Genomic DNA, 22,605 nt, shown 5'->3' with positions numbered 1-22,605 from the left:
CCTAGGCCGCTTCGGCGACTGCCACGGCCTCGGCGGTGACGTCCGCCGTGAGGGCGGGCTCGCCCTGGTCCACCAAGTCCCGGCGCGGGCAGTTGCCGCGCCCGAGAATCGCCTGGATGCGGCGTACGCAGGAGCCGCAGTCGGTGCCGGCCTTGCAGGCCGACGCTATCTGGCGGGGCGTGCAGGCGCCGGCGTCCGCGTGTGCCTTGACCTGCTTCTCGGTGACGCCGAAGCACGAGCAGACGTACACGCGGCTCACCTCCTGCGGGGATCGTCGGGATCGGGATCTGAAGTTGCAACCCCATCCCGTTGATCGGTGAGGCTAACCTAACCTTACCCCGGCACTCCGTCCCGCAAAAGACGGGGAAACGACGATGGGGCGCGGATCACATGGATCCGCGCCCCATCATCACGTCAAGGCTGTTTCAAGCCGATCACTGGTCGCGGTACATCTCTGCCACCAGGAACGCCAGGTCCAGCGACTGGCTGCGGTTGAGCCGCGGGTCGCAGGCGGTCTCGTAGCGCTGGTGCAGGTCGTCGACGAAGATCTCGTCGCCGCCGCCCACGCACTCGGTGACGTCGTCACCGGTGAGCTCCACGTGGATGCCGCCCGGGTGCGTGCCGAGCTCCTTGTGGACCTCGAAGAAGCCCTTGACCTCGTCGAGCACGTCGTCGAAGCGGCGCGTCTTGTGGCCGGAGGCGGCCTCGAAGGTGTTGCCGTGCATCGGGTCGGTCACCCACGCGACCGTCGCCCCGGACGCGGTGACCTTCTCCACCAGCGCGGGGAGCTTGTCGCGGACCTTGTCGGCGCCCATCCGGACGATGAAGGTCAGCCGGCCCGGCTCCCGCTCGGGGTCGAGGCGGTCGACGTAGGTCAGAGCCTCGTCGACCGTGGTCGTCGGGCCGAGCTTGATGCCGATCGGGTTGCGGATCCGCGAGGCGAACTCGATGTGCGCGCCGTCGAGCTGGCGGGTGCGCTCACCGATCCACACCATGTGGCCCGAGGTGTCGTACAGCTGACCGGTCCGGGAGTCGACGCGGGTGAGGGCCGACTCGTAGTCCAGCAGCAGGGCCTCGTGCGAGGCGTAGAACTCGACCGTGCGGAACTCCGCCGGGTCGGTGCCGCACGCCTTCATGAAGTTCAGCGCGTTGTCGATCTCGCGCGCCAGCTGCTCGTAGCGCTGCCCCGACGGCGACGACTTCACGAAGTCCTGGTTCCAGGCGTGGACCTGGCGCAGGTCGGCGTAACCGCCGGTGGTGAAGGCGCGCACCAGGTTCAGCGTCGAGGCCGACGCCTGGTACATGCGCTTGAGCCGCTGCGGGTCCGGGATCCGCGCCTCTTCGGTGAACTCGAAGCCGTTGACGGAGTCGCCGCGGTAGGTCGGCAGCGTCACCCCGTCGCGGGTCTCGGTCGGCTTGGAGCGCGGCTTGGAGTACTGGCCGGCGATCCGTCCCACCTTCACGACGGGTACGGAGGCGGCGTAGGTGAGGACGGCACCCATCTGGAGCAGCGTCTTGAGCTTGTTCCGGATGTGGTCGGCCGACACGGCGTCGAAGGCCTCGGCGCAGTCGCCGCCCTGGAGCAGGAACGCCTCGCCCCTGGCGACGGCTCCCATCCGGGCGCGCAGCTGGTCGCACTCGCCTGCGAAGACGAGCGGCGGATACGACTCGAGGTCCGCGATCACATCGCGCAGAGCCTCGGCATCCGGGTACTCGGGCTGCTGCGCCGCGGGCAGGTCTCGCCAGGTGTTGCCACCGATAGCGGTGGTCTTAGCGTTCACGGTCACCTGCCCAACCTTACGGGGTCCAGCCATGCGTCCATCTGTGAGCTCACCTGATGAGACAAGAAATCATGGGGTAAGGTGCGCCGCATGTACGCGCAGCCGATCCGGACGACCCGGAACTGGTGGTGGACCGCTCATCCGGCGGCCCACTGATTGCGCGTACACCGACAGACGCGAAGGCCGCCCGAGGGGCGGCCTTTTCTCGTTTCACGGGCTGTTCCTCTCCGCCGGGCCACCTCCTGGAAGGAACACACCACATGGACGCCGACCGCGATCCCGACCGCGACCTCGACGGCATTCCCACCCACGAGCCCGCCCACGAGCCCGCCCACGAGCCCGGCGGCGACCCCGGCGGCATCCCCGCCCGCGGTCCCGGCCGCGACGCCGCCCGCGAGCTCGGCCGGCTGCTGGACCCATCGGGCCCGCCCTTCGCCCTGCTCCGCCGGCGGACGCCCGGTCGCGACCACGACACCGTCGAGGTGCTGACCGGCGCGGTGCACGAGGCCGGGCGGCTGGCCGACATCCCCGTCGGCGAGCGCCCCGCGCTGGCGCTGGTGCCCTTCCGGCAGCTGCGGGAGCGGGGTTTCGACGTACGGGACGACGGGACGCCGCTGTCGGTGCTCGTCGCCGACGAGGCGTACGAGCTGCCGCTGGCCGCGGTACTGGAGCGTCTGCCCGCGCACGACGTGACGGTCGAGGACGGGGCCTTCGACGTCCCGGACGAGGAGTACGCGCGGACCGTGCGCCGGGTCGTCGAGGAGGAGATCGGCCGCGGCGAGGGCGCGAACTTCGTCATCCGCCGCACCTACCGCGGGCGGATCGGGGGCTTCGGGCGGCGGGACGCGCTGGCGCTGTTCCGGCGGCTGCTCGCCGGTGAGCGGGGCGCGTACTGGACCTTCGTCGTGTGCACCGGGGAGCGCACGCTCGTGGGCGCGAGCCCCGAGGTGCATGTGCGGATGTCGGGCGGCACGGTCGTGATGAACCCGATCAGCGGCACGTACCGGTATCCGGCCGGCGGACCGACACCCGAGGACCTGCTGCACTTCCTCGCCGACCGCAAGGAGACCGACGAGCTCTCCATGGTCGTGGACGAGGAGCTGAAGATGATGTGCACGGTCGGGGACATGGGCGGGGTGGTGATCGGCCCCCGGCTCAAGGAGATGGCGCACCTGGCGCACACCGAGTACGAGCTGCGCGGCCGCTCCTCGCTGGACGTCCGGGAGGTGCTGCGCGCGACGATGTTCGCGGCGACCGTCACCGGCTCCCCGGTGCAGAACGCCTGCCGGGTGATCGAACGCCACGAGGCGGGCGGCCGCGGGTACTACGCGGGGGCCCTGGCGCTGCTCGGCACGGACGCGGGCGGCAGGCAGACCCTGGACTCGCCGATCCTCATCCGGACCGCCGACATCGCGGCCGACGGCGAGCTGCGCGTGCCCGTCGGCGCCACGCTGGTGCGCCACTCCGACCCGGCGGGCGAGGTCGCCGAGACGCACGCCAAGGCCGCGGGCGTCCTGACGGCGCTGGGCGTGCGCCCCGGGCGGCCGCGGGAGGAGTCCGTACGGCCCCGGCTGGCGGACGATCCGCGGGTGCGGGCCGCCCTGGACGCGCGGCGGGCCGACCTGGCGCCGTTCTGGCTGCGCATGCAGGACCGGCCCGCGGAGCCGGCCGCCGGGCACGCCCTGGTCGTGGACGGGGAGGACACCTTCACGGCGATGCTCGCGCACCTGCTGCGCTCGACGGGCCTGGAGGTCACGGTGCGGCGCTTCGACGAGCCGGGGCTGCGCGAGCAGGCGCTGGCGCACGAGGGGCCGGTGGTGCTGGGCCCGGGGCCCGGGGACCCGGGGGACCCCGCCGATCCGAAGATGCGGTCGCTGCGGGCGCTCGCGGCGGATCTCGTACACGGCCGGGGGGCCGGGACCTCTCGGCCCGCGGCCACCGCTCGGCAGGGCGGCCTTCCGGGCGGCTCTCCGGGCCGCGTGACGATCGGGGTGTGCCTGGGCCACGAGCTGATCGCGGCCGGGCTGGGGCTGGAGATCGTGCGCAAGCAGGTGCCGTTCCAGGGTGCGCAGGCGCGGATCGACCTGTTCGGCACGCCGGAGACGGTCGGCTTCTACAACAGCTTCACGGCCCGGTGCGACGGCGCGTCCGCCGCCGAGCTGGCGGCACGCGGCGTCGAGGTGAGCCGCGACCCGGCCACGGACGAGGTGCACGCGCTGCGCGGGCCGGGCTTCGCGGGGGTGCAGTTCCACCCGGAGTCGGTGCTGACGCTGCGGGGCGCGGAGATCGTGCGGGAGCTGGTGCGGGGGCGGGCGGTCAGCCGGCGATGAGGTCGCCGGGCGGCGGGACCAGGACGTTCTCGCTGCGGCGGCCCGCCACGTAATCGGTGATGTTCTGCACCGTCGTCGCGATGATCTCGTTCACCGCGTCGACGGTGTAGTACGCCTGGTGGGAGGTGACCACCACCTGCGGGAAGGTCATCAGCCGGGCGAGGGTGTCGTCGGTGACGGGCTCCAGGGACTTGTCCAGGTAGAAGAGCCCGGCCTCGGCCTCGTACACGTCCAGGCCGACGCCGGTGAAGCGCCCGGCGCGCAGCTCGCCGACGAGGGCGTCGGTGTCGATCAGCCCCCCGCGGCTGGAGTTGATCAGGATGGCGTCGTCCTTCATGGCCTTGAGGGCGGCGGCGTCGACGACGTGCCGTGTCGCGGGCACCAGCGGGACGTGCAGGCTGATGACGTCCGCGGCGGCGAAGAGCTCCTCCTTGTCGACGTACGCCATGCCGAGTTCCTCGCACGCCGGGTTGCGGACGACGTCCCAGCCCAGGAGCCGCATGCCGAAGCCGTGGGCGATCCGGGTGAAGGCCTCGCCGATGCGGCCGGTGCCCAGCACCCCGGCCGTGCGGCCGTGCAGGTCGCGGCCGAGCAGCCCGTCGAGGCGGAAGTCGAAGTCGCGGGTGCGGCGGGCGGCGCGCACGATGCGGCGGTTGACCGCCATGGCGAGCGTCCAGGCGAATTCCGCCACCGAGTACGGCGAGTAGGCGGAGACCCGGGCCACGGTGAGGCCCAGTTGCTGGGCGGTGGTGAGGTCGATGTTGTTGAAGCCGGTGGAGCGCTGGGCGATCATCCTGGTTCCGCCCGCGGCGAGGGCGCGCAGCACCCGGCCGTCGAGGTCGGCGTTGACGCCGGTGGAGACGGCCTCGTACCCGGCGGCGATGGGGACGGTGTCCTCGGTGAGGACGACGTCCAGGCAGCGCAGATCGTGGTGGCCCGCGAACGCGGCTTCCATCAGCGGCCGCTCGTCGGCCTGCACACCGAACGCGAGGATGTCCACGGCGTGTCCTCCTGGGTAGCGCTTCTGAGCCGGTTCGAGGCGTGATGACTCACATGTCACCAAACATCATGTGATGGCACGGATGTCGCGAATATACGGCCCCGGACCCGCCGACCGGCGGCAGCGCGTCGGGCGCCCGGCCGGCCGGCGGCGACCCGGCCGGGAGGGCTCGGCGGGGAGGACTCAGCCGCAGAAGCCCGCTCTCCTCGTACAGCCGCGGGCCGACCGTCTTCGGCCGCGCGGTCGCCTCTCGGACGGGTACGCGGACGATGTCCGTGCCGCGCGACGCGACCATGGCTCGCCGGTTGCGATGAGCGCGTCCACCCCGCGCCGGGCGAGGTTCTCCCGGATGCGTCGGACGCCGCCTCCACCGTCGGCGGGACGGTGCGCGAGGAGCCGAGGACGGTGTCGCCGCGCGGCAGGATGCCGCGCACCGCCGGTATGCGGGGCCGCACGGAGCGCCCCTCCAGGGGGCCGCGCCGGCCGTCCCGGGAGCCGGTGAAGTCGCAGCCGTACTCCTGGACTCCCTTGCGGACGATGCCGCGGATGACCGCAATCGGGCCGGGGCGGTCGCCGCCCCCGGCCCGTACTCCGACCCGCATGGACCGTTCCCTTCGCCGTCACCGCAGACGTACGGAGCCGCACGGGCGCGGAGGCCCGCACGCGGCCACGCCCAATGGTGCCGTGCGCCACTCCGGGACGGTACGAAAGGTGAATTCCCGCCGGGCGCAGGGAAGTCGCACGCGACTACGCGTCGTCGAGGCCGCGCTCTATCGCATAGCGCACGAGCTCCACCCGGTTGTGCAGCTGGAGCTTGCCGAGCGTGTTCTGCACGTGGTTCTGGACGGTGCGGTGCGAGATGACCAGGCGCTCGGCGATCTGCTTGTAGCTCAGCCCCTTGGCGACCAGGCGCAGCACCTCGGTCTCGCGGTCCGTCAGCCGCGGGGCCCCCGGCTCGTCCGGATCGGTCGCGGGGGCGGGGTCGGAGGCGAGCCGGCGGTACTCGCCGAGCACGAGCCCGGCCAGGCCCGGGGTGAAGACGGGGTCGCCGACCGCGGTGCGGCGCACGGCATCGATCAGCTCCTCCGTACTGGCCGACTTCAGCAGGTACCCGGTCGCGCCGGACTTCACCGCCTCCAGGACGTCCGCGTGCTCACCGCTCGCCGAGAGCACCAGCACCCGCAGCGCCGGGTTGGCGCCGACGAGCTCCTTGCAGACCAGGACACCCGGTTTGACGGGCAGGTTCAGGTCCAGGACCAGCACGTCGGGACAGACGGCATGGGCGCGGCGCACCGCCTGCTCGCCGTCCCCGGCGGTGGCGACGACGTCGAACCCGGCCTCGGCCAGGTCGCGGGCGACCGCGTCCCGCCACATCGGGTGGTCGTCCACGACCATCACCTTGATCTGCTGCTGCTCGCTCATCGCCCTGCCTTCCCCCGTGGAACCTTCAATTCGACTTCCGTGCCCTGTCCGGGCACCGACACCACATCGGCCGTACCGCCCAGCTCGCGCAGCCTGCCGCGGATGGAGAGGGCCACTCCCATGCGGCCCTCGCCCTCCGCCTGCGCCAGCCGGCCCTCCGGGATGCCCGGCCCGTCGTCCCGGACCGTGACGATCACCTCGTCCGGCCAGTCCTCGACCAGGATCCACGCCGGGGCGTCCTCCCCCACGTGCCTGCGGACATTGTCCAGGGCGGCACCGACAGCGGCCGCCAGTTCGCGCGCCGCCGCCGGCGCCAGCAGCACCGGAGCGCCCGGTTCCGAGAAGGTGACCCTCGACCCGGCGAACGGCGCCAGCAGCGTGCGCAGGTCGGTGGGGGCGCCGTCCTCGTCGGGCTCCTCCACCTCGCGGACGACGGCGCCCTGCGACTCGTCCTCCGAGACCCGGGAGGTACGGGTCAGGCCGCCCGCGACCAGCGTGCGCAGCGCCACCTCCTGCTCCCCCGCCATCCGGCCCAGCTCGGCGGCCTCGCCGCCCAGTGCCGTGCCCCGGCGCTGCACCATGGCCAGCACCTGGAGGACGGAGTCGTGGATGTCGCGGGCCAGGCGCTCGCGCTCACGGGTGGCCGCCTCGATCTCCAGGGCGCGGGCGAGGGTGCGCTCGGAGGCGCGGGCGACCTCCACCACGTAGCCGATGGCTATGGAGGCGACCCACACCAGCAGCACGTTGTGCAGGGTGTCGCGGCTGGGGTCACCGCGCTCGATGATGTTGGCGACGGCGACCAGGGACGAGGCGAAGGCGGCCCAGCGCCAGCCGCCCTTGATGGCGTACGCCAGGACCGAACCGGCCGTCCAGATGGTCGGCAGCGTGGACCCGTCGAACGTCTGGGCGTCCACGTCGGCGAGCGGCGTCAGCAGGATGCCGGTGAGGGCGAGGGTGAGGTCGGCGACGAGGAAGGGCCTGGTGCACCCGGCGGCACCCGCCACCTTGGGGAGGGTGGCCAGGGTCCACACGGACATCACCGCGAGGAAGGCGACGGCCACCCACGGCCGCTCGAACATGTCACGGGTGAGCACGAACAGGGCCACCGCGTACAGCATGGTCAGGACGCGGTACGCGGTGAGGGCCCGCCACAGCGGCTGCTCGACGGACATGCGCACGACGCGCTCGCGCTTGGCCAACTTCCCCACCCCTGGATGTACGGCTGGACGTACCGCGCGCTCAGGCGCCCGACTGCTCCCGCTCGCTCTTCGCCGCACCCTTGGCGGCTTCCTTGGCGGCTTCCCTGGCCGCCTTCTCGGCGTCGGCGATCTGGCGCTTGGCCGCCGTGGCGTAGATGTCGACGTACTCCTGGCCGGACAGCTTCATGATCTCGTACATCACCTCGTCGGTGACCGAGCGCAGGATGAAGCGGTCGCCGTCCATGCCCTGGTAGCGGCTGAAGTCGAGCGGCTTGCCGATCCGGATCCCCGGGCGCATCAGCTTGGGGATGACCTTGCCGGGCGGCTGGATCTTCTCGGTGTCGATCATGGCGACCGGGATGACGGGCGCGCCCGTGGCCAGCGCCACGCGCGCCAGGCCACCCGGCTTGCCCCGGTACAGCCGACCGTCCGGCGAGCGGGTGCCCTCCGGGTAGATGCCGAACAGCTCACCGCGCTCGATGACCTCGACGCCGCTGCGGATGGCCGCCTCGCCCGCGCCCCGCGCACCCGAACGGTCCACCGGGAGCTGCCCCACGCCCTTGAAGAACGCGGCCGTGAGCCTGCCCTTCAGGCCCGGCGAGGTGAAGTACTCGGCCTTGGCGATGAACGTCACCTTGCGGTCCAGGACCGCGGGCAGGAAGAAGGAGTCCGAGAAGGAGAGGTGATTGCTCGCGAGGATCGCCGGCCCCTCGGCGGGAATGTTCTCGAGGCCCTCCACCCAGGGCCGGAAGGCGAGCTTCAGCGACCCTCCGATGGAGAACTTCATTGCGCCGTAGATCAAGTTTCGAGTGCCTCTCCTGTGTTCCGTCGCTCAGACCTTAACCCGTGCGGCGGCTGCGCTCCGCGCCCCCCGGCCGCCTCCGGCCCGCCCGGCCCGCTCCCGGGGGCGAACCGGAGGTTCCCCGGTGGGGCGGCGACCCTGGTCGGTGTCAGCCCGGTCGCGTACGGTGAAGTACACCTTCCCCGAGTCCCACCGATCACCGAACAGGAGACCCCCGTGCCGGTCCTCCCCGGAGCCGAGCCGTACCGCCACGAGGGCGGCGAGGTCGGCGTGCTGCTCTGTCACGGCTTCACCGGCTCGCCGCAGTCCCTGCGGCCGTGGGCCGAGTATCTGGCCGAGCGCGGCCTGACGGTGTCGCTGCCCCTGCTGCCCGGCCACGGCACCCGCTGGCAGGACATGCAGCTCACGACCTGGCAGGACTGGTACGCGGAGGTCGACCGGGAGCTGCGCGCGCTGCAGGCCCGGTGCAGCCGGGTCTTCGTCTTCGGGCTCTCCATGGGCGGGGCGCTCACCCTGCGGCTCGCCGCCAAGCACGGTGACGCGGTGCAGGGCATCGTCCTCGTCAACCCGGCGAACAAGGTGCACGGCATCGCCGCCCACGCCCTGCCGGTCGTGCGCCACCTCATCCCGTCGCGGCCCGGCATCACGAGCGACATAGCCAAGGAAGGCTCGACGGAGCTCGGGTACGACCGGGTGCCGCTGCACGCCGCGCACTCCATGCGGCAGCTGCTGCGGATGGTCGACGGCGAGCTGCCCCAGGTCACCCAGCCGGTCCTGCTGCTGCACAGCCCGCACGACCACGTGGTGCCCCCCGCCGACTCGGCCCGCATCCTGAGCCGCATCTCGTCGGTGGACGTCCGGGAGGTCATCCTGGAACAGAGCTACCACGTCGCGACGTTGGACCACGACGCGGAGCGGATCTTCGAAGAGAGTCACGCGTTCATCGGCCGGCTCGCTCCGACTGTCGGCGACACGGGGTCCCCCATGCCGGAGGCCCGGGGAGGGAGCACCACCGGTGGCTGAGCAGCACGACTCGGACCAGCGCGACGAGCAGCCGTTCGACGAGGAGGCGGCGTGGGCGGCGATCGTCGCCGCGTACGGCGAGGAGCCGGCCGACCCGCCCGGCATCAAGCCCTTCAAGTCGGTCGAGGACCTCGCCCTGCTGGAGGACGACGTCAACGAGGACCCGAAGGCGAGCGGCAAGGCCGACACGGCCCCCGACCGGCCGCTGGGCAGCTCCGTGGTCTTCGCACCCGGCGTCGGAGGCGCCGGCCCGCGCGACTACGGGCTCGCCGAGCCGAAGGACGACGACGTCGACGGCACCGACGAAGGCCACTTCGTCCCGCCGGAGCCGCCGCCGCTGCCGGAAGCCGACACGACCGCCAAGTTCGCCTGGCTCGGCGTGGTCGGCGGCCCGGTACTGATGCTGCTCGCCGTGCTGCTCCAGTGGGACATGACCTGGTGGCTCACCACCCTCTGCGTGGGCGGCTTCGTCGGCGGCTTCCTCACCCTGGTCGCCCGGATGCGGCACGGCGACGAGGAGGACGACGACGACCCCGGCCGCGGGGCCGTCGTCTGAGGGCTCGGCTCTCCTCCGGGGCGCCCCGGTCGGTTTTAGCGGTCGGTCTCCCCCACGCCGGCGGCGTGGGAGGCACCCCCGCTCGGTCGCTCGTTCCTCACGACCTCCGCGCGTCCGTCCTCTCGGCACCGCCGCGCCCCTCCGGCTCGCTCGCCATGGGGGGCGGAGGTGACGCCAAGAGGCGCTGGGGTTGGCGGCCGGCTGCCGGACCCGGCAGCCGAGGTGAGCGGGGCCGGGACGGCGGCGACCGGAGGGGGCGAGGGGCCGGGATCAGACGGGAGGCACCCTCAGGGCGGCCAGAACCGGGAGGTGGTCCGTGGCCGCGCGGAGGTCGGCGTCCGCGAGGCCCGGCAGGCCCTGCGGGACACCGCAGCCCAGGACCTCGATGCCCTTCGTCGCGAAGACCGCGTCGATCCGCTGGTACGGGTCCCCGGGCGCCCAGGTGTGCTCGCCGCCCCAGGGACGTACCGCCCAGCAGTCCTGCAGCTCGGCCGCGAGGCGGCGGAAGGACGGGCCGGCGGGCTTTTCGTTGATGTCGCCCGCCGCGATCGCGTGGGGGACGTCGAGCGCGGCCAGCCGGTCCAGGAGCATGCCGGCCTGGGCGTACCGCTCGTCGGACCGGAGGCTCAGGTGGCAGCTGACCAGGCCGATGCGGGCGCCTCCGATCCGGACCACCGCCGTCGCGAAGCCGCGACGGTGCAGGCCGGGCGTCAGCGGCAGCAGGACGTCCTCCGTGCGTTCGACCGTCGCTCGCAGGGAACACAGCAGCAGCGGCCCCGAGGCGGTCGCGCCGCCGCTCAGCACCACCAGCTCGCTCTTCGCCGCGAGCCGCGCCGCGTGCTTGCGCCACCGGAAGAAGCGGGGCGCCTCCTGGACGAAGACCAGATCGGGCCGGCAGGCGCGGATCACGCGCGCCAGGGCGTCCTCGTCGTCGCGCATCGACCGGATGTTGTAGGAGAGCACCCGGATCACGGCCGAACCGTCCGGCTCGGTACGGGAGTCGGGGAGGTCGTCGAGCGTCATGCGAGCACGATATGACGGTGCCCGCCGCATCCGGGCGAGGACGCGGCGGGCACCGTCGTACGGGCGCGGGCTCAGCCCTGGCGGGCCAGGTCCGCCGCGCCGACGAGTCCGGCCTTGCCGCCGAGCTGGGCCGCGAGTACCTGGGCGTGCGGGCGGTACTGGCCGCCCACCAGCCAGCGGCGGAACGACTTGCGGATCGGCCCGAGGACGAGCTCGCCCTCGTCCGACACGCCGCCGCCGACGATGAAGGCGGAGGGGTCGAACAGCGAGGCCAGGTCGGCCAGACCGGCACCGGCCCAGCGGGCCAGCTCGCGGAAGGAGTCGACGGCGACCGGGCAGCCCTGGCGGGCGGCGTCGCTGATGTGCTTGCCCTCGATGCCCTCGGGGGTGCCGTCGCCCAGGCTCAGCAGGATCGTGGCGTTCTCCGGCGTGGCGTGGGCGCGCTGCTTGGCGTACCGCACGAGGGCCCGGCCGGAGGCGTACTGCTCCCAGCAGCCCTGGCTGCCGCAGCCGCACAGCAGGCCGTCCGGCACCACCCGGATGTGGCCGAACTCGGCGGCCACGCCGAAGCGTCCGCGGCGCAGCTTGTTGCCGATGATGATGCCGCCACCGAGTCCCGTGCCGAGGGTGATGCAGATGACGTCGTCGTGGCCCTGACCGGCGCCGAAGCGGTACTCGCCCCAGGCGGCGGCGTTCGCGTCGTTCTCCACGACCACGGGGAGCCCGGTCCGCTGCTCGACCTTGTCCTTCAGCGGCTCGTGCCGCCAGTGGATGTTCGGCGCGAACAGGACGGTGGCGCGCTTGTCGTCGACGTACCCGGCGGCACCGATGCCGACCGCCTCGATCTCATGGCCCTTGCCGGCCTCGGCGACGGCGGCGCAGATCGCGTCGACGATGCCGTCGGCGGTCGGCGGGGTGGGCACCTTGTGGATGTCGAGGATCGTGCCCTCTTCGTCGACCACTCCGGCCGCGATCTTCGTGCCGCCGATGTCGACGCCGATGGTGAGTCCCATGTGTCCCTCAGTTTTCGGTCGAGCCCCGCTAGGGCCAACCGTACCCGAGGGCGGGCACGGACCTGTCAGTCCAGGTCGATGTGCTCGCTCGGGTCCGGGCCGCCCTCGTCCCGCTTCCCGGAGGGCGGGGCGGGCGGGGTGTCCGGTCCACGGGTCCAGCGGCGCTCCTGGCCCTCGACGGCGGAACGGTAGGCGGCCAGCAGCTCGCTGCCGGCGGCGGCGAGGTGGTCGAAGACCGCGGGGTTCCGCTCGATGACCGGCTCGACGGCGGATTTGGCCTGGTCGACGAGGTGTTGCACGGCGTTCTGGGCGCCCGCGCCGAGCAGGGGTGTGCGCAGCGAGGCGACCTTGTCGGCGACCGCGTCGACGAGCTTGCGCAGCTCCTCGGCGGCGGCGCCGGGCGGCGGCCCGGCGGGTCCGCGGCGGCGGGCCCGCTCGGCGTCCAGGTCCTCGGCGCAGGCCCTCGCCCAGGCGTCGGCGTCCGGATGCTGGGTGGCATCGCTCATGGCGTACTCCTGCGGCTGCGTGGCTCGGTCACTCCCGACGTTACCGCGTGCGGGGCCACAAATCCGGGTCGGGTGCGAACCGGACGCCCAGCACGCCGTCCGTCAGCCCCGCGCCCGAGACGGTGCAGCGGCGCAGGACGGACGGGAGGGGCACGATCCGCCGGAACGGACCGACGGTGAGGACGAGTTCGTCGCCGCGGCGGACCAGCCCGAGGTCGGGCTTGGCGGCGCCGGGCAGGGGGATGCGCCAGACCAGGACGCCGTCGGGGTCGCGGCGGTCCTCGACGGGCCAGTCCGGCGCCTGGGCGGGCGGCGCGGCGGGCAGCTCCAGCAGGGCGAGGTCGCCGGCGGTCCGGGGATCGCGGCCGAGGTGCGGCAGCTCCTGCACCTCGCCCAGCGCCTTGAGGTGGTCCTGCTGCTGGGCGGCGAGGCCGGCGAGCCAGGGGTCCGGCGAGGCTGCGGGCAGCATCCGGTTGGCGACGACCGGGTCGAGCGCGAGGCCGTGCAGGGCGAGGCCCGCGCGGGCGGTGCGCAGCGTGCCGGCGGCGGCCGGGCCCGGCTCGACGACCAGCCGGACCGATGTCGTGGGGGCCTCGACCAGGGCCTGGACGGTGGCGAGTTCGGCGTCCCAGCGGGCGGCGGTCTCGTAGAGCCACTCGGCGGGCATCGGGACGCCGGCGAGCTGGGCGAGCATCGGCCGCAGCGCGCGGGCGGCCTGCCGTTCGGGCGGCAGCAGGCGGCGCAGGTAGCGGCGCAGCTGTTCGGGCAGGGCGAGGACGGCGATCGCGTCGGGCAGGGGCGGCAGGTCGACGACGAGGAGGTCCCAGTCGCCGGCGGCGGCGTCCCGCAGAGCGCGCAGCAGCGCGAAGCGGTCGCTGCCGGGAAGTTCGGTCAGCTCCTCCTCGGCGAACGGCGCGGCCCCGAGCAGGCCGAGGGCGGTGGCGGCGCGCTCCTGGAAGGCGAGGAGCTCGGCGCGGAAGTACGCGCCGGAGTCGATGCGGCGGACGACGGGTGCGCCGTCACCGGGGGCGAACCGTTCGGTGGGGTCACCGGTGACCAGCAGGGTCCGCTGCCCCTGCCGGGCCTCGGCGAGGGCGGTGGCGGCGGCAACGGTCGAGCGGCCGGCGCCGCCGGGCCCGGTGACGAGGATGGTTCGCATGCTGCGACACGCTACCGGTCGCCCCCGCGGCCGGGGGCCTTCGCCCCGGGCCGGCGGGCTCCGGTCAGGGCTTCGCGGCCGGGGACTCGACGCGCTTCTTCAGGCCGGCCAGGGCGCGGTCGATGATGACCTTCTCCGCCTTGCGCTTGATCATGCCGAGCATCGGGATCTTGACGTCCACGGTCAGCTGGTAGGTGACCTCGGTGCGGCTGCCGCCCGCGAGCGGCTCCAGGTGGTACGTACCGTCGAGGGCGCGGAGCATCTGGGACTTCACCAGGGTCCAGCTGACCTCGTTGTCCCCGGTCCAGGTGTACGACAGGGTGTGGTCGTCCTTGATCGCACCGGCGTCCAGCACCAGGCGGACCTTCTCGGCACGTCCCGCCGCGTCCTTCGACAGGACCTCGGCCTCCTTCACCTCGCCCGTCCACTCGGGGTAGCGCGCGAAGTCGGCGATCACGCCCATGACGTCGGCCGGCGCCGCCTCGATCTCAATGCTCGAGCTGGTGTGTTCCGCCATCGCTGTGGCTCCTCTGGTGAGTCTGAGGTGGGAAGGTTATCGCGAGCCGGGGCTCACCATTCCAGCGCCCAGGGCCTTCCGGTCGACGCGAAATGGCCGACGTTCACGCACTCCGTGGGGCCGACCCGCATGCGCTGCACCAGCGGCTGGTGGACGTGCCCGAAGAGGGCGTACCGCGGCCGTGTGCGGCGGATGGCGGCCAGCAGGGCCTGGCTGCCGCGCTCGAAGCGCCGTGCCACCGTGTCGTAGGTGAGCTCCGGCACCTCCGGCGGGATGTGGGAGCACAGCACGTCGACGTCGCCGAGCGCCTCGACCTTCGCCGCGTACTCCTCGTCGGAGATCTCGTACGGCGTGCGCATGGGGGTGCGCAGCCCGCCGCCGACGAAACCGAAGACGCGGCCGCCGAGCTCGACGCGCTGCCCGTCCAGGACGGTGGTGCCGGGGCGGGCGTACTCGGGCCAGAGGGCGGGCATGTCGACGTTGCCGTAGGTGGCGTACGTGGGCACCGGGAAGGCGGCGAACAGGGCGGCGTACTGGCGGCGCACCGCCGCCTCGATGGCGCTCTCGCGGTCGACGTCGAGCTGCGCCCAGAGCCGGCGGCCCAGCTCCCGGGCCTCGTCGAAGCGGCGGGCGGTGCGCAGCTCGACGAGGCGGTCGGCGTTCCGGACGCCGAAGAGGTCGGGGAAGATGCCGCGGGAGTGGTCGTGGTAGTCAAGGAAGAGCACCAGGTCACCGAGGCATATCAGGGCGTCGGCGCCCTCTCCGGCCTTCGCCAGGTCCTCGGCGTTCCCGTGCACGTCACTGACCACATGGACTCGCATGGCACCCCACCTTAAGCGGTCGCAAGGGGGCCGGACCTGCGGTTACTTTCACCTGGTCACGTGGGTGGACTACTGTGCGCGAAGCACCGCCACGCACGTGTGACGCAGGGAACATCTGGCCAACGCCCCTATCGGGAACCGAGTACTGATGGGTAACGTCCGGGCAGTCCGGTCGTGCTCACCCCCACCGAGCACCTGCCCGATCTTGGACCGCAACCGGTGCATCACACAGAGCCGTGGCGCCGGCGCCCGATGAGGAGCAGCAGTTTTGCGCGAGTTCAGCCTTCCGGCCCTGTACGAGGTCCCCACGGACGGCAACCTGACGGATCTCATCCGCCGCAATGCCGCTCAGCACCCAGATGTCGCCGTGATGGGCCGGAAGGCCGCCGGCGCCTGGACGGACGTCACCGCCGCCCAGTTCCTCGCCGAGGTGCGGTCCGCCGCCAAGGGCCTGATCGCCGGCGGCGTGCGCCCCGGTGACCGGGTCGCCCTGATCTCCCGCACCCGGTACGAGTGGGTGCAGCTCGACTTCGCGATCTGGAGCGCCGGCGCGGTGACCGTGCCGGTGTACGAGACCAGCTCCGCTGAGCAGGTGCAGTGGATCCTGGGCGACTCGGGCGCGGTCGCGGTGATCGTGGAGACCGAGGCGCACGCCGCGGCGGTGGAGTCGGTCCGGGGCAACCTGCCGGAGCTGCGGCACGTCTGGCGCCTGGACGCGGGCGCCGTCGACCAGCTGACCGCCGCGGGGGCCGGCGTCTCCGACGAGGCCGTCGACGAGGCGATGTCGGTCGCCAAGGCCGACGACATCGCGACGATCGTCTACACCTCGGGCACCACGGGCCGGCCCAAGGGCTGCGTCCTGACGCACCGCAACTTCTTCGCCGAGTGCGGCAACGTCGTGGAGCGCCTCAAGCCGCTGTTCCGCACCGGCGAGTGCTCGGCACTGCTCTTCCTCCCGGCCGCGCACGTCTTCGGGCGGCTCATCGAGGTCGGCTCCGTCCTGGCGCCGATCCGCCTCGGCTGCGTACCGGACATCAAGGAACTCACCGACGAGCTCGCCGCCTTCAAGCCGACGCTGATCCTGGGCGTGCCCCGGGTCTTCGAGAAGGTCTACAACGCGGCGCGCGCCAAGGCGCAGGCCGAGGGCAAGGGCAAGATCTTCGACAAGGCCGCGCAGACGGCCATCGAGTACAGCCGCGCCACCTCCACCTCCGAGGGCCCGTCGCTGGGCCTGAAGGTGAAGCACTTCGTCTTCGACAAGCTGGTCTACGGCAAGCTCCGGGCGGTCCTGGGCGGGCGCTGCCAGGCGGCCGTCTCGGGCGGGGCACCGCTGGGCGAGCGGCTCGGCCACTTCTACCGCGGCATCGGGCTCACCGTCCTGGAGGGCTACGGCCTGACGGAGACCTGCGCGGCGACCGCCTTCAACCCGTACGACCGGCCCAAGATCGGCACGGTCGGGCAGCCGCTGCCGGGCTCGGTCCTCCGCATCGCCGACGACGGCGAGGTGCTGGTCCACGGCGAGCACGTCTTCTCGGGCTACTGGAACAACGAGGCGGCGTCCGCCGAGGCGCTGGCCGACGGCTGGTTCCACACCGGTGACATCGGCACCCTGGACGAGGACGGCTACCTGGCCATCACGGGCCGGAAGAAGGAGATCCTCGTCACCGCGGGCGGCAAGAACGTCGCCCCCGCGGTGATCGAGGACCGCATCCGCGGGCACGCGCTGGTCGCGGAGTGCATGGTGGTCGGTGACGGGCGGCCGTTCGTGGGCGCGCTGATCACGCTCGACGAGGAGTTCCTGGGCCGCTGGGCCGCTGAGCGCGGCAAGCCGGCCGGGGCGACGGCGGCGGCGCTGCGCGAGGACCCGGAGCTGCTCGCCGAGGTCCAGCGGGCGGTGGACGACGGCAACGCGGCGGTCTCCAAGGCGGAATCGGTGCGGAAATTCCGCATCCTCACCTCCCAGTTCACGGAGGAGGCCGGTCACATCACGCCGTCGCTGAAGCTGAAGCGCAATGTGGTGGCCAAGGACTTCGCGGACGAGATCGAGGCGATCTACCGCGCCTGAGCGTCCGCGACGGCCCGGTCCATGGTCCGCTCGGCCAGGGCGGTGATCGTCACGAACGGATTGACCCCGATGGAGCCCGGTACGAGGGCTCCGTCGGTCACGTAGACGCCGGGCGCCCCCCTGACCCGCCCGTGGTCGTCGGTCGCCCGGCCCAGCACGCAGCCGCCGAGCGGGTGGTAGGTGAAGTCGTCGGCGAAGGGCCTGTTGCCGCCGAAGAGGTCGTACCGGTACACGGTGGCGTTCCGGGCGTTGATGCGGTCGAAGAGCTTCCTGGCGGAGGCGACGGAGACCTGGCTCTGCGCCCTGCTCCAGTGCAGCCGCGCCGCGTCCGTGACCGGGTCGTACGTGAAGGTCCCGCGCTCCGGGTTCCTGGTGATCGCCAGGTAGAGGCTCACCCAGTGCTCCAGCCCGGTCGGCAGCGGGGCGATCTCCGCGAAGACGGGGTTGTCCGGGTTGTCGCGGTCGTCGATGCCCAGCACCGGCATGGTGGACTGGTGGGCCCCGACCGTGTCCCACAGGTGATGGGCGCGCCCGGTCATGACGTTGCCGTTGGGGCCCCAGCCCGTGCCGATGTGGGGGCTCAGCCCGGGCAGGGCGCCGGTCTCGCGGGCGCGCAGCAGCAGCTCGGTGGTGCCGAGGCTGCCGGCGCCCAGGAAGAGCCGGTCGCAGCCGAACTCCCGGGTCTCGACCACCTTCCCGCCGAGGTCGATGCGGTCGGCGGTGACGACGTACCGGCCGTCGGGCTCCCTGCGGACGGCCCTGGCCCGGTGGAGCGTCTCGATGGTGACGTTGCCCGTGCCGAGGGCGGCGGCGAGGTAGGTGCGGTCGAGACTGCGCTTGCCGTGATTGTTGCCGTAGATGACTTCGCCCCCGAGCGCCGATCTGACGGCGCTGCCCTCCGCTTCGCGCCGCATGTACCCGAAGTCGTACACGTTCGGCACGAACGTGGTCCGCAGACCGGCGTTCACGGCGTGCTTCCGCGCGACACGGCTGTACCGGTACCACTCGGTGGTCTCGAACCAGGCCGGGTCGACGGTGTTGACGCCCAGCATGGCGCGGGCGCGGGGGAAGTAGGTGCCGTACATCTCGGCGGCGTCGACGCCCGGGAGCATCTCGGTGAAGTAGCCGCGGTGCGGGGTGACGGCCATGCCGCCGTTGACGAGGGAGCCGCCGCCCACGCCCCGCCCGACGTACACGGACATGCCGGTGAACCGCACCCGGTCGAGGACGCCGGGGTACAGGCCGATGTCCTTGTTGACGACGTCCAGCCACAGGAAGGTGGCGAGCGGCGCCTCGGTGCGCGTGCGGAACCACATGGAGCGGTGGTCCGGCGCGCCGGTGGAGCAGAAGACACGGCCGTCGGGGCCCGGGTTCTTCCAGAGGGCGCCCATCTCGAGGACGGTCGTGCGGATGCCGGCCTCGCCGAGCCGGAGCGCGGCGACGGCGCCGCCGTAACCGGATCCGATGACGAGGGCGGGGCTGTGGTCGGAGCGCGCCGCCCCGGCGGCGGTGGCCCTTCCGATACGGGTGAGGCCGAGGGCGGCGGCGGTCTGGAGGGCGCCGAGACCGAGGAGGTGACGGCGCGTCAGTTCTGCTGTCATGGGCGGAGCATGGGCGGATTCCGCGCTTCCGCCCAGAGTCCGCGCGCCACCATTCCGCCGCGCGCCGGGCGGGCCGCCTCGCCCGCGGCTCCGTTCGCGGGGCGGTTCGCCCCCGCGGCGGCCGCGGGCCCGCCGTCAGAGCAGCGCTTGGAGCTGTGTCGCCAGGAGGTCCCAGCGCCACCGCTCCTCGACCCAGGCGCGGCCCCGCTCCCCCATGCGGCGGCGGAGCTCGGGGTCCTTCAGGAGGGTGACGATGCGGTCGGCGCAGTCGGACGGGGAGCCGCCGCGCACGACCCAGCCCGTCTCGCCGTCCAGGACGGCGTCCGGCGCGCCGCCGGAGTCGCCGGCGACGACGGGCAGCCCCGTGGCCGACGCCTCCAGGTAGACGATCCCGAGGCCCTCGACGTCCAGGCCGCCCCGCCGGGTCCGGCAGGGCATCGCGAACACGTCGCCGGCGCCGTAGTGGGCGGGGAGCTCCTCCCAGGGCACCGCGCCGGTGAAGCGTACCGATCCGGCCACGCCCGTCCGTGCGGCGAGGCGGAGCAGCTCCTGCTCGTAGGGCCCGCCGCCGACGATCAGCAGGACCGCGTCCGGCACCTGCGCCAGGATCGCGGGCATGGCCCGGATCAGGGTGTCCTGGCCCTTGCGCGGGACCAGGCGCGAGACGCAGACGACGACCGGCCGGCCGGCCAGGCCCAGCCGCTCCCGGATCGCGTCGCCCCCGGACCCGGGGTGGAACGTCTTCTCGTCGACGCCAGGCGCGAGCTGCACCATCCGCCCGGCCGCCTCCGGCGTCAGCGCCGCCGCGATGCGCGAGCGCGTGTACTCGCCGAGGTAGGTGATCGTGTCCGTGCCCTCGCCGATCCGCCGCAGCAACTGCCGCGAGCCCGGCAGCTGCGCCCACCCCGCCTCGTGACCGTGCGTGGTGGCGACGATCCGCCGTGCGCCGGCCTTCCGCAGCGCGGGCGCCATCAGCCCGAGCGGCGCGGCCGCCCCGAACCACACCGACGCGCAGCCGTGCTCCCGCAGCAGCCCGACCGCCCGCGCCGTGACGCGCGGTGTGGGCAACAGCATCGTCGTGCGGTCCCGGACAACCCTGAACGGCTGTTCCGCGTCGAACCGGGCGGTCGCCTCGGTACCCTCACGGCCCCGTTTCCACGTCGAGGCGTATACGACGAGACGCTCGGGATCGAGCCTGAGCGCCATGTTGTGCAGAAACGCCTGAATCCCACCGGGTCTGGGCGGAAAGTCGTTGGTTACGATCAAGGTCTTGTGCATCGCTGCCGACAGTACCGAACGGCCCCGCTCCACCGCTCACGCGCGGTCCCGCCCCCCACCGGACGACACAGAGGCAAGAGGCAGAGATAGGTATGAAGGGCCCCATCCCCATATGGCTCCTGACCAGAGCCCTCCTGCTGCTGCTGGTCTTCAGGGTGTTCGTCCTGCCGGGACCGAACGTCACCACGGACATCGACCACATATACCGCGGCTGGTACGAGGTGCTCCGCTCCGGTACGTACCCGCTGGACGACGTGACGTGGCAGTATCCGCCGGCCGCGGCGCTGGCCGTACTCTCCCCCGGTCTGCTGCCCTTCATCGATTACGGCCCCGCCTTCTTCCTCCTCGCCTTCGCGTGCGACGCGGCCGTCTTCGGCCTGCTCGTGTACGCGGGACGCCGCCCCGGCAAGTGCATGTCGGGCGCCTGGGTGTGGGTGGCGGGCGTCCCGCTGCTCGGGCCCACCGCGTACGCCCGCTACGACCTGATGGTCACCGCCGTCGCCGTCGCCGCGCTGCTCGCCGGGGTCCGCCACCCGCGGATCCTCGGCGCGCTGGCCGGTTTCGGCGCCATGCTGAAGGTCTGGCCGATCCTGGTGCTCGCGGGCACCCTGCGGGGCAGGGTCACCCTGCGGTCGTGGGCGACCGCGGTGGTCACGGCGGCCGGGGTGCTGCTGCTCTGCATGGCGGCGATGCCCGGCGCGCTGGCGTTCCTGACCTTCCAGCGGGACCGGGGCACGGAGATCGAATCGCTGGGCGCGCTGGTCTTCCACGTGGCCCGGCACTTCGGCTGGGAGGGGCGGGCGACGCTCAACTACGGGTCGGTGGAGTTCCTGGGGCCGTACGTCCCGGTGGTGTCGACCGCGGCGATGGCGCTGACGCTCGGGGCGTTCGGCTGGCTGCTGGTGTGGCGGGTGCGGGCGCGGGCGTTCGGCAGGACGACACCGGCCGACGCCGCGTTCGTGGCGGTGCTGCTGTTCACCACCACGAGCCGGGTGATCAGCCCCCAGTACATGCTGTGGCTGGTCGGCCTGGCCGCGGTGTGCCTGGTCCACCCCACGAGCCGGATGCGCGGGGCGGCCCGGCTGGTGCTGGCGGCGACGGGCGTGACGCTGCTGGAGTTCCCGATCTGGTTCTCGCACGTGGCGGACAGCGACCCGCTGGGCCTGCTCCTGCTGCTGGTGCGCAACGGGCTGCTGGTCGCGGCCACCCTGACCGCCTGCCGCGTGCTGTGGACCCAGACGGTCACCGAGCCGCGCCGGCGGGAGCGGGAGACCGCGGAGGTGCCGGCGCAGAGCCCCCGCGACCGGGTCCTCACCTCCTGACCCGTCAGGCCCCCGCGGGGGCGGCGGGCCGGCCCAGCCGGTCCCGGAGGTAACCGCGCCACTGGGCCGTGAAGGCGTCCGGGGTCGTGCCGAGGACGTCGTGCAGGGCCTTCTCCACCGCACCGTCGCGCGTGCCGTGCGCGCCCACCGCCCGGTAGAAGGCCCGCAGCTCCGCCTCGCCCCAGCGGTCGGCGATCAGCGCGCAGGCCAGCCAGCCGCCCTCGTACGCGCGGGCGAGCGCGGCCGGGTCACCGGAGAAGGCGAAGTCCTCGTCGGACGGCAGCCCCACGGGCGGGCCGTCCGCACGGACCGCCTCGCGCAGCTCGGGCGCCGCCTGCGCCGCGGTGCGGCCCGACCCCCGGTAGGCCACCCAGTCCGCGAAGCCCTCCGACAGCCACATGGGGGTCGCCGCCGAGGTGTGGGCACGGGTCGCCACGTGCGTCGTCTCGTGGGTGAGGACCATGTCCTGTCCGAACCCCCCCAGCACCGGATACGCCTCGGGATTGACGATCACGCGGTCCGCGGGCGCGTCCGGCCCGCCCCCGGTCTCGCCGGTCGTGACGGCCGCGACGCCCCGGTACCCCGCCGCCGGAGCCCCCAGCAGCGCGCCCATCGCCTCCAGCGACGCCGGCACGACCACCACCACGCGCCGCGCCCACCTCTCCGGCCAGGCGTCCGACACGACGGGCACCGCACGGTCCGCGGCCGCGGCGACGGCCCGCAGCCGCGCCGGGTCCTGTCCGGCCCCGAGCACCAGGCTCCGGCTGCCGCGGACGACGTCCACGTCGCCCTGGTCCCACAGCTGCTGCGGGGCGCCCGGCGCGGGCCGGTCGGACGTCACGTGCCAGCGGCCGTCGCGCTCGGTCAGTTCCAGGGTCCGCTCGCCGGTCACCGGGCCGCTGTCGTACCCGGCGACGCGGTAGCCGAGCTCGGCGCGGACGATGGCCCGCCCACCGTCCTCCCGCACCTGGGTGATCCGGTACGACAGGGAGCCCAGCGGTACGCCGGCGAGGTCGCGGTTCCGCAGCTCGGCGGCCCGCCGGTCCACCGCCGCCCGCAGCGCGCCGGTCCGCGCCGCGTCCTCCGGGGCCGCGCAGCCGGCCGCTCCGGAGCCGCCGGAGAACAGCAGCAGGCCGAGCGCCACCGCCACCGCACGCCTCCGGACCGCCATTCTCCCGATCGTACGG

General features: G+C 73.2%; 21 protein-coding genes and 1 pseudogene. 6 read left to right on the top strand and 16 right to left on the bottom strand.

Annotated features, from left to right (window positions below; genetic code table 11):
• Window position 1 precedes the first annotated feature (1 nt).
• Entirely contained in the window at window positions 2-259 is a 258-nt protein-coding gene (locus IH00_RS0104505; protein WP_031069795.1) for a (2Fe-2S)-binding protein, read from the bottom strand.
• A gap of 175 nt (window positions 260-434) precedes the next feature.
• Window positions 435-1,781 (bottom strand): class II 3-deoxy-7-phosphoheptulonate synthase, encoded by a 1,347-nt coding sequence (locus IH00_RS0104500; protein WP_039946378.1) that lies wholly within the window; start codon window positions 1,779-1,781, stop codon window positions 435-437.
• Between the two features lie 90 nt (window positions 1,782-1,871).
• On the opposite strand from IH00_RS0104500, the gene IH00_RS45380 reads away from it, so the two are divergent.
• Together IH00_RS45380 and IH00_RS0104495 are read left to right on the top strand one after the other, a co-directional pair.
• The gene (locus IH00_RS45380) at window positions 1,872-1,937 is read left to right on the top strand and encodes a trp operon leader peptide (protein ID WP_107064414.1); all 66 of its coding nucleotides are present in this window, start codon (window positions 1,872-1,874) and stop codon (window positions 1,935-1,937) included.
• 104 nt (window positions 1,938-2,041) lie between these two features.
• Window positions 2,042-4,111 (top strand): anthranilate synthase family protein, encoded by a 2,070-nt coding sequence (locus tag IH00_RS0104495; protein ID WP_078887554.1) that lies wholly within the window; start codon window positions 2,042-2,044, stop codon window positions 4,109-4,111.
• On the opposite strand, the gene IH00_RS0104490 is transcribed toward IH00_RS0104495, so the two are convergent.
• The 5 genes and pseudogenes from IH00_RS0104490 to IH00_RS0104475 form a co-directional block, all read right to left on the bottom strand.
• A complete protein-coding gene (locus IH00_RS0104490) occupies window positions 4,098-5,111 on the bottom strand; it encodes a 2-hydroxyacid dehydrogenase (RefSeq protein WP_031069788.1) in 1,014 nt (337 codons plus the stop codon). The two genes, IH00_RS0104495 and IH00_RS0104490, sit on opposite strands and share 14 nt — an antisense overlap.
• A 258-nt stretch (window positions 5,112-5,369) precedes the next feature.
• Window positions 5,370-5,713 (bottom strand): annotated as a pseudogene (locus IH00_RS39850) (6-phosphofructokinase); the annotation flags it as partial.
• A 145-nt stretch (window positions 5,714-5,858) separates the two neighbouring features.
• A complete protein-coding gene (locus IH00_RS0104485) occupies window positions 5,859-6,533 on the bottom strand; it encodes a response regulator (RefSeq protein ID WP_031069786.1) in 675 nt (224 codons plus the stop codon).
• On the bottom strand, window positions 6,530-7,732 hold the full coding sequence (gene macS, locus IH00_RS0104480) for a MacS family sensor histidine kinase (RefSeq protein WP_031069784.1): 1,203 nt from the start codon (window positions 7,730-7,732) through the stop codon (window positions 6,530-6,532). Before macS ends, IH00_RS0104485 begins: the two co-directional genes overlap by 4 nt.
• A gap of 40 nt (window positions 7,733-7,772) precedes the next feature.
• Window positions 7,773-8,519 carry a lysophospholipid acyltransferase family protein gene (locus IH00_RS0104475; RefSeq protein WP_031069782.1) on the bottom strand — a complete coding sequence of 249 codons (747 nt, stop codon included), beginning with the start codon at window positions 8,517-8,519 and terminating at the stop codon, window positions 7,773-7,775.
• 231 nt (window positions 8,520-8,750) lie between these two features.
• Between IH00_RS0104475 and IH00_RS0104470 the strand changes: the two genes are divergently transcribed.
• Entirely contained in the window at window positions 8,751-9,557 is an 807-nt protein-coding gene (locus tag IH00_RS0104470) for an alpha/beta hydrolase (protein WP_031069780.1), read from the top strand.
• Window positions 9,550-10,113, top strand: a complete 564-nt coding sequence (locus IH00_RS0104465; protein ID WP_031069778.1) for a hypothetical protein — start codon at window positions 9,550-9,552, stop codon at window positions 10,111-10,113. Before IH00_RS0104470 ends, IH00_RS0104465 begins: the two co-directional genes overlap by 8 nt.
• Window positions 10,114-10,383: 270 nt before the next feature.
• Here IH00_RS0104465 and IH00_RS0104460 read toward each other — a convergent pair whose 3' ends face one another.
• The 6 genes from IH00_RS0104460 to IH00_RS0104435 all read right to left on the bottom strand — a co-directional run bounded on the left by IH00_RS0104460 (window position 10,384) and on the right by IH00_RS0104435 (window position 15,152).
• A complete protein-coding gene (locus IH00_RS0104460; protein WP_031069776.1) occupies window positions 10,384-11,136 on the bottom strand; it encodes an endonuclease/exonuclease/phosphatase family protein in 753 nt (250 codons plus the stop codon).
• Window positions 11,137-11,207: 71 nt separating this feature from the next.
• Window positions 11,208-12,149: an ROK family glucokinase gene (locus IH00_RS0104455; RefSeq protein WP_031069775.1), complete on the bottom strand. Its 942-nt coding sequence runs from the start codon at window positions 12,147-12,149 to the stop codon at window positions 11,208-11,210.
• Between the two features lie 65 nt (window positions 12,150-12,214).
• Window positions 12,215-12,655: a DUF5304 domain-containing protein gene (locus IH00_RS0104450; RefSeq protein ID WP_031069771.1), complete on the bottom strand. Its 441-nt coding sequence runs from the start codon at window positions 12,653-12,655 to the stop codon at window positions 12,215-12,217.
• 40 nt (window positions 12,656-12,695) lie between these two features.
• Entirely contained in the window at window positions 12,696-13,814 is a 1,119-nt protein-coding gene (locus tag IH00_RS0104445; RefSeq protein ID WP_031069770.1) for an ArsA family ATPase, read from the bottom strand.
• 64 nt (window positions 13,815-13,878) lie between these two features.
• Complete coding sequence (locus tag IH00_RS0104440; RefSeq protein WP_031069767.1) at window positions 13,879-14,331, bottom strand: SRPBCC family protein; 453 nt, start codon at window positions 14,329-14,331, stop codon at window positions 13,879-13,881.
• Window positions 14,332-14,384: 53 nt separating this feature from the next.
• Window positions 14,385-15,152 (bottom strand): metallophosphoesterase family protein, encoded by a 768-nt coding sequence (locus IH00_RS0104435; protein ID WP_078887553.1) that lies wholly within the window; start codon window positions 15,150-15,152, stop codon window positions 14,385-14,387.
• A gap of 268 nt (window positions 15,153-15,420) precedes the next feature.
• Between IH00_RS0104435 and IH00_RS0104430 the strand changes: the two genes are divergently transcribed.
• Window positions 15,421-17,217, top strand: a complete 1,797-nt coding sequence (locus IH00_RS0104430) for an AMP-dependent synthetase/ligase (RefSeq protein WP_031069763.1) — start codon at window positions 15,421-15,423, stop codon at window positions 17,215-17,217.
• Here IH00_RS0104430 and IH00_RS0104425 read toward each other — a convergent pair.
• Together IH00_RS0104425 and IH00_RS0104420 are read right to left on the bottom strand one after the other, a co-directional pair.
• Window positions 17,205-18,818: a GMC oxidoreductase gene (locus IH00_RS0104425; RefSeq protein ID WP_031069762.1), complete on the bottom strand. Its 1,614-nt coding sequence runs from the start codon at window positions 18,816-18,818 to the stop codon at window positions 17,205-17,207. The genes IH00_RS0104430 and IH00_RS0104425 overlap by 13 nt on opposite strands.
• Window positions 18,819-18,953: 135 nt before the next feature.
• Complete coding sequence (locus IH00_RS0104420; RefSeq protein WP_031069758.1) at window positions 18,954-20,096, bottom strand: glycosyltransferase family 4 protein; 1,143 nt, start codon at window positions 20,094-20,096, stop codon at window positions 18,954-18,956.
• A gap of 92 nt (window positions 20,097-20,188) precedes the next feature.
• Between IH00_RS0104420 and IH00_RS0104415 the strand changes: the two genes are divergently transcribed.
• Window positions 20,189-21,418 carry a glycosyltransferase family 87 protein gene (locus tag IH00_RS0104415; protein WP_031069756.1) on the top strand — a complete coding sequence of 410 codons (1,230 nt, stop codon included), beginning with the start codon at window positions 20,189-20,191 and terminating at the stop codon, window positions 21,416-21,418.
• 4 nt (window positions 21,419-21,422) lie between these two features.
• Here the strand turns inward: IH00_RS0104415 and IH00_RS0104410 are convergent, their stop codons facing one another.
• Window positions 21,423-22,589 (bottom strand): gluzincin family metallopeptidase, encoded by a 1,167-nt coding sequence (locus tag IH00_RS0104410; protein ID WP_031069754.1) that lies wholly within the window; start codon window positions 22,587-22,589, stop codon window positions 21,423-21,425.
• Between the last annotated feature and the right edge of the window lie 16 nt (window positions 22,590-22,605).

The sequence above is a fragment of the Streptomyces sp. NRRL S-118 genome, assembly GCF_000716335.1.
In the GTDB taxonomy this organism is placed as follows: Bacteria; Actinomycetota; Actinomycetes; order Streptomycetales; family Streptomycetaceae; genus Streptomyces.
The sequence above is the reverse complement of the archived record's forward strand: the minus strand, read 5'-3'. Positions and strand labels throughout refer to the sequence as shown.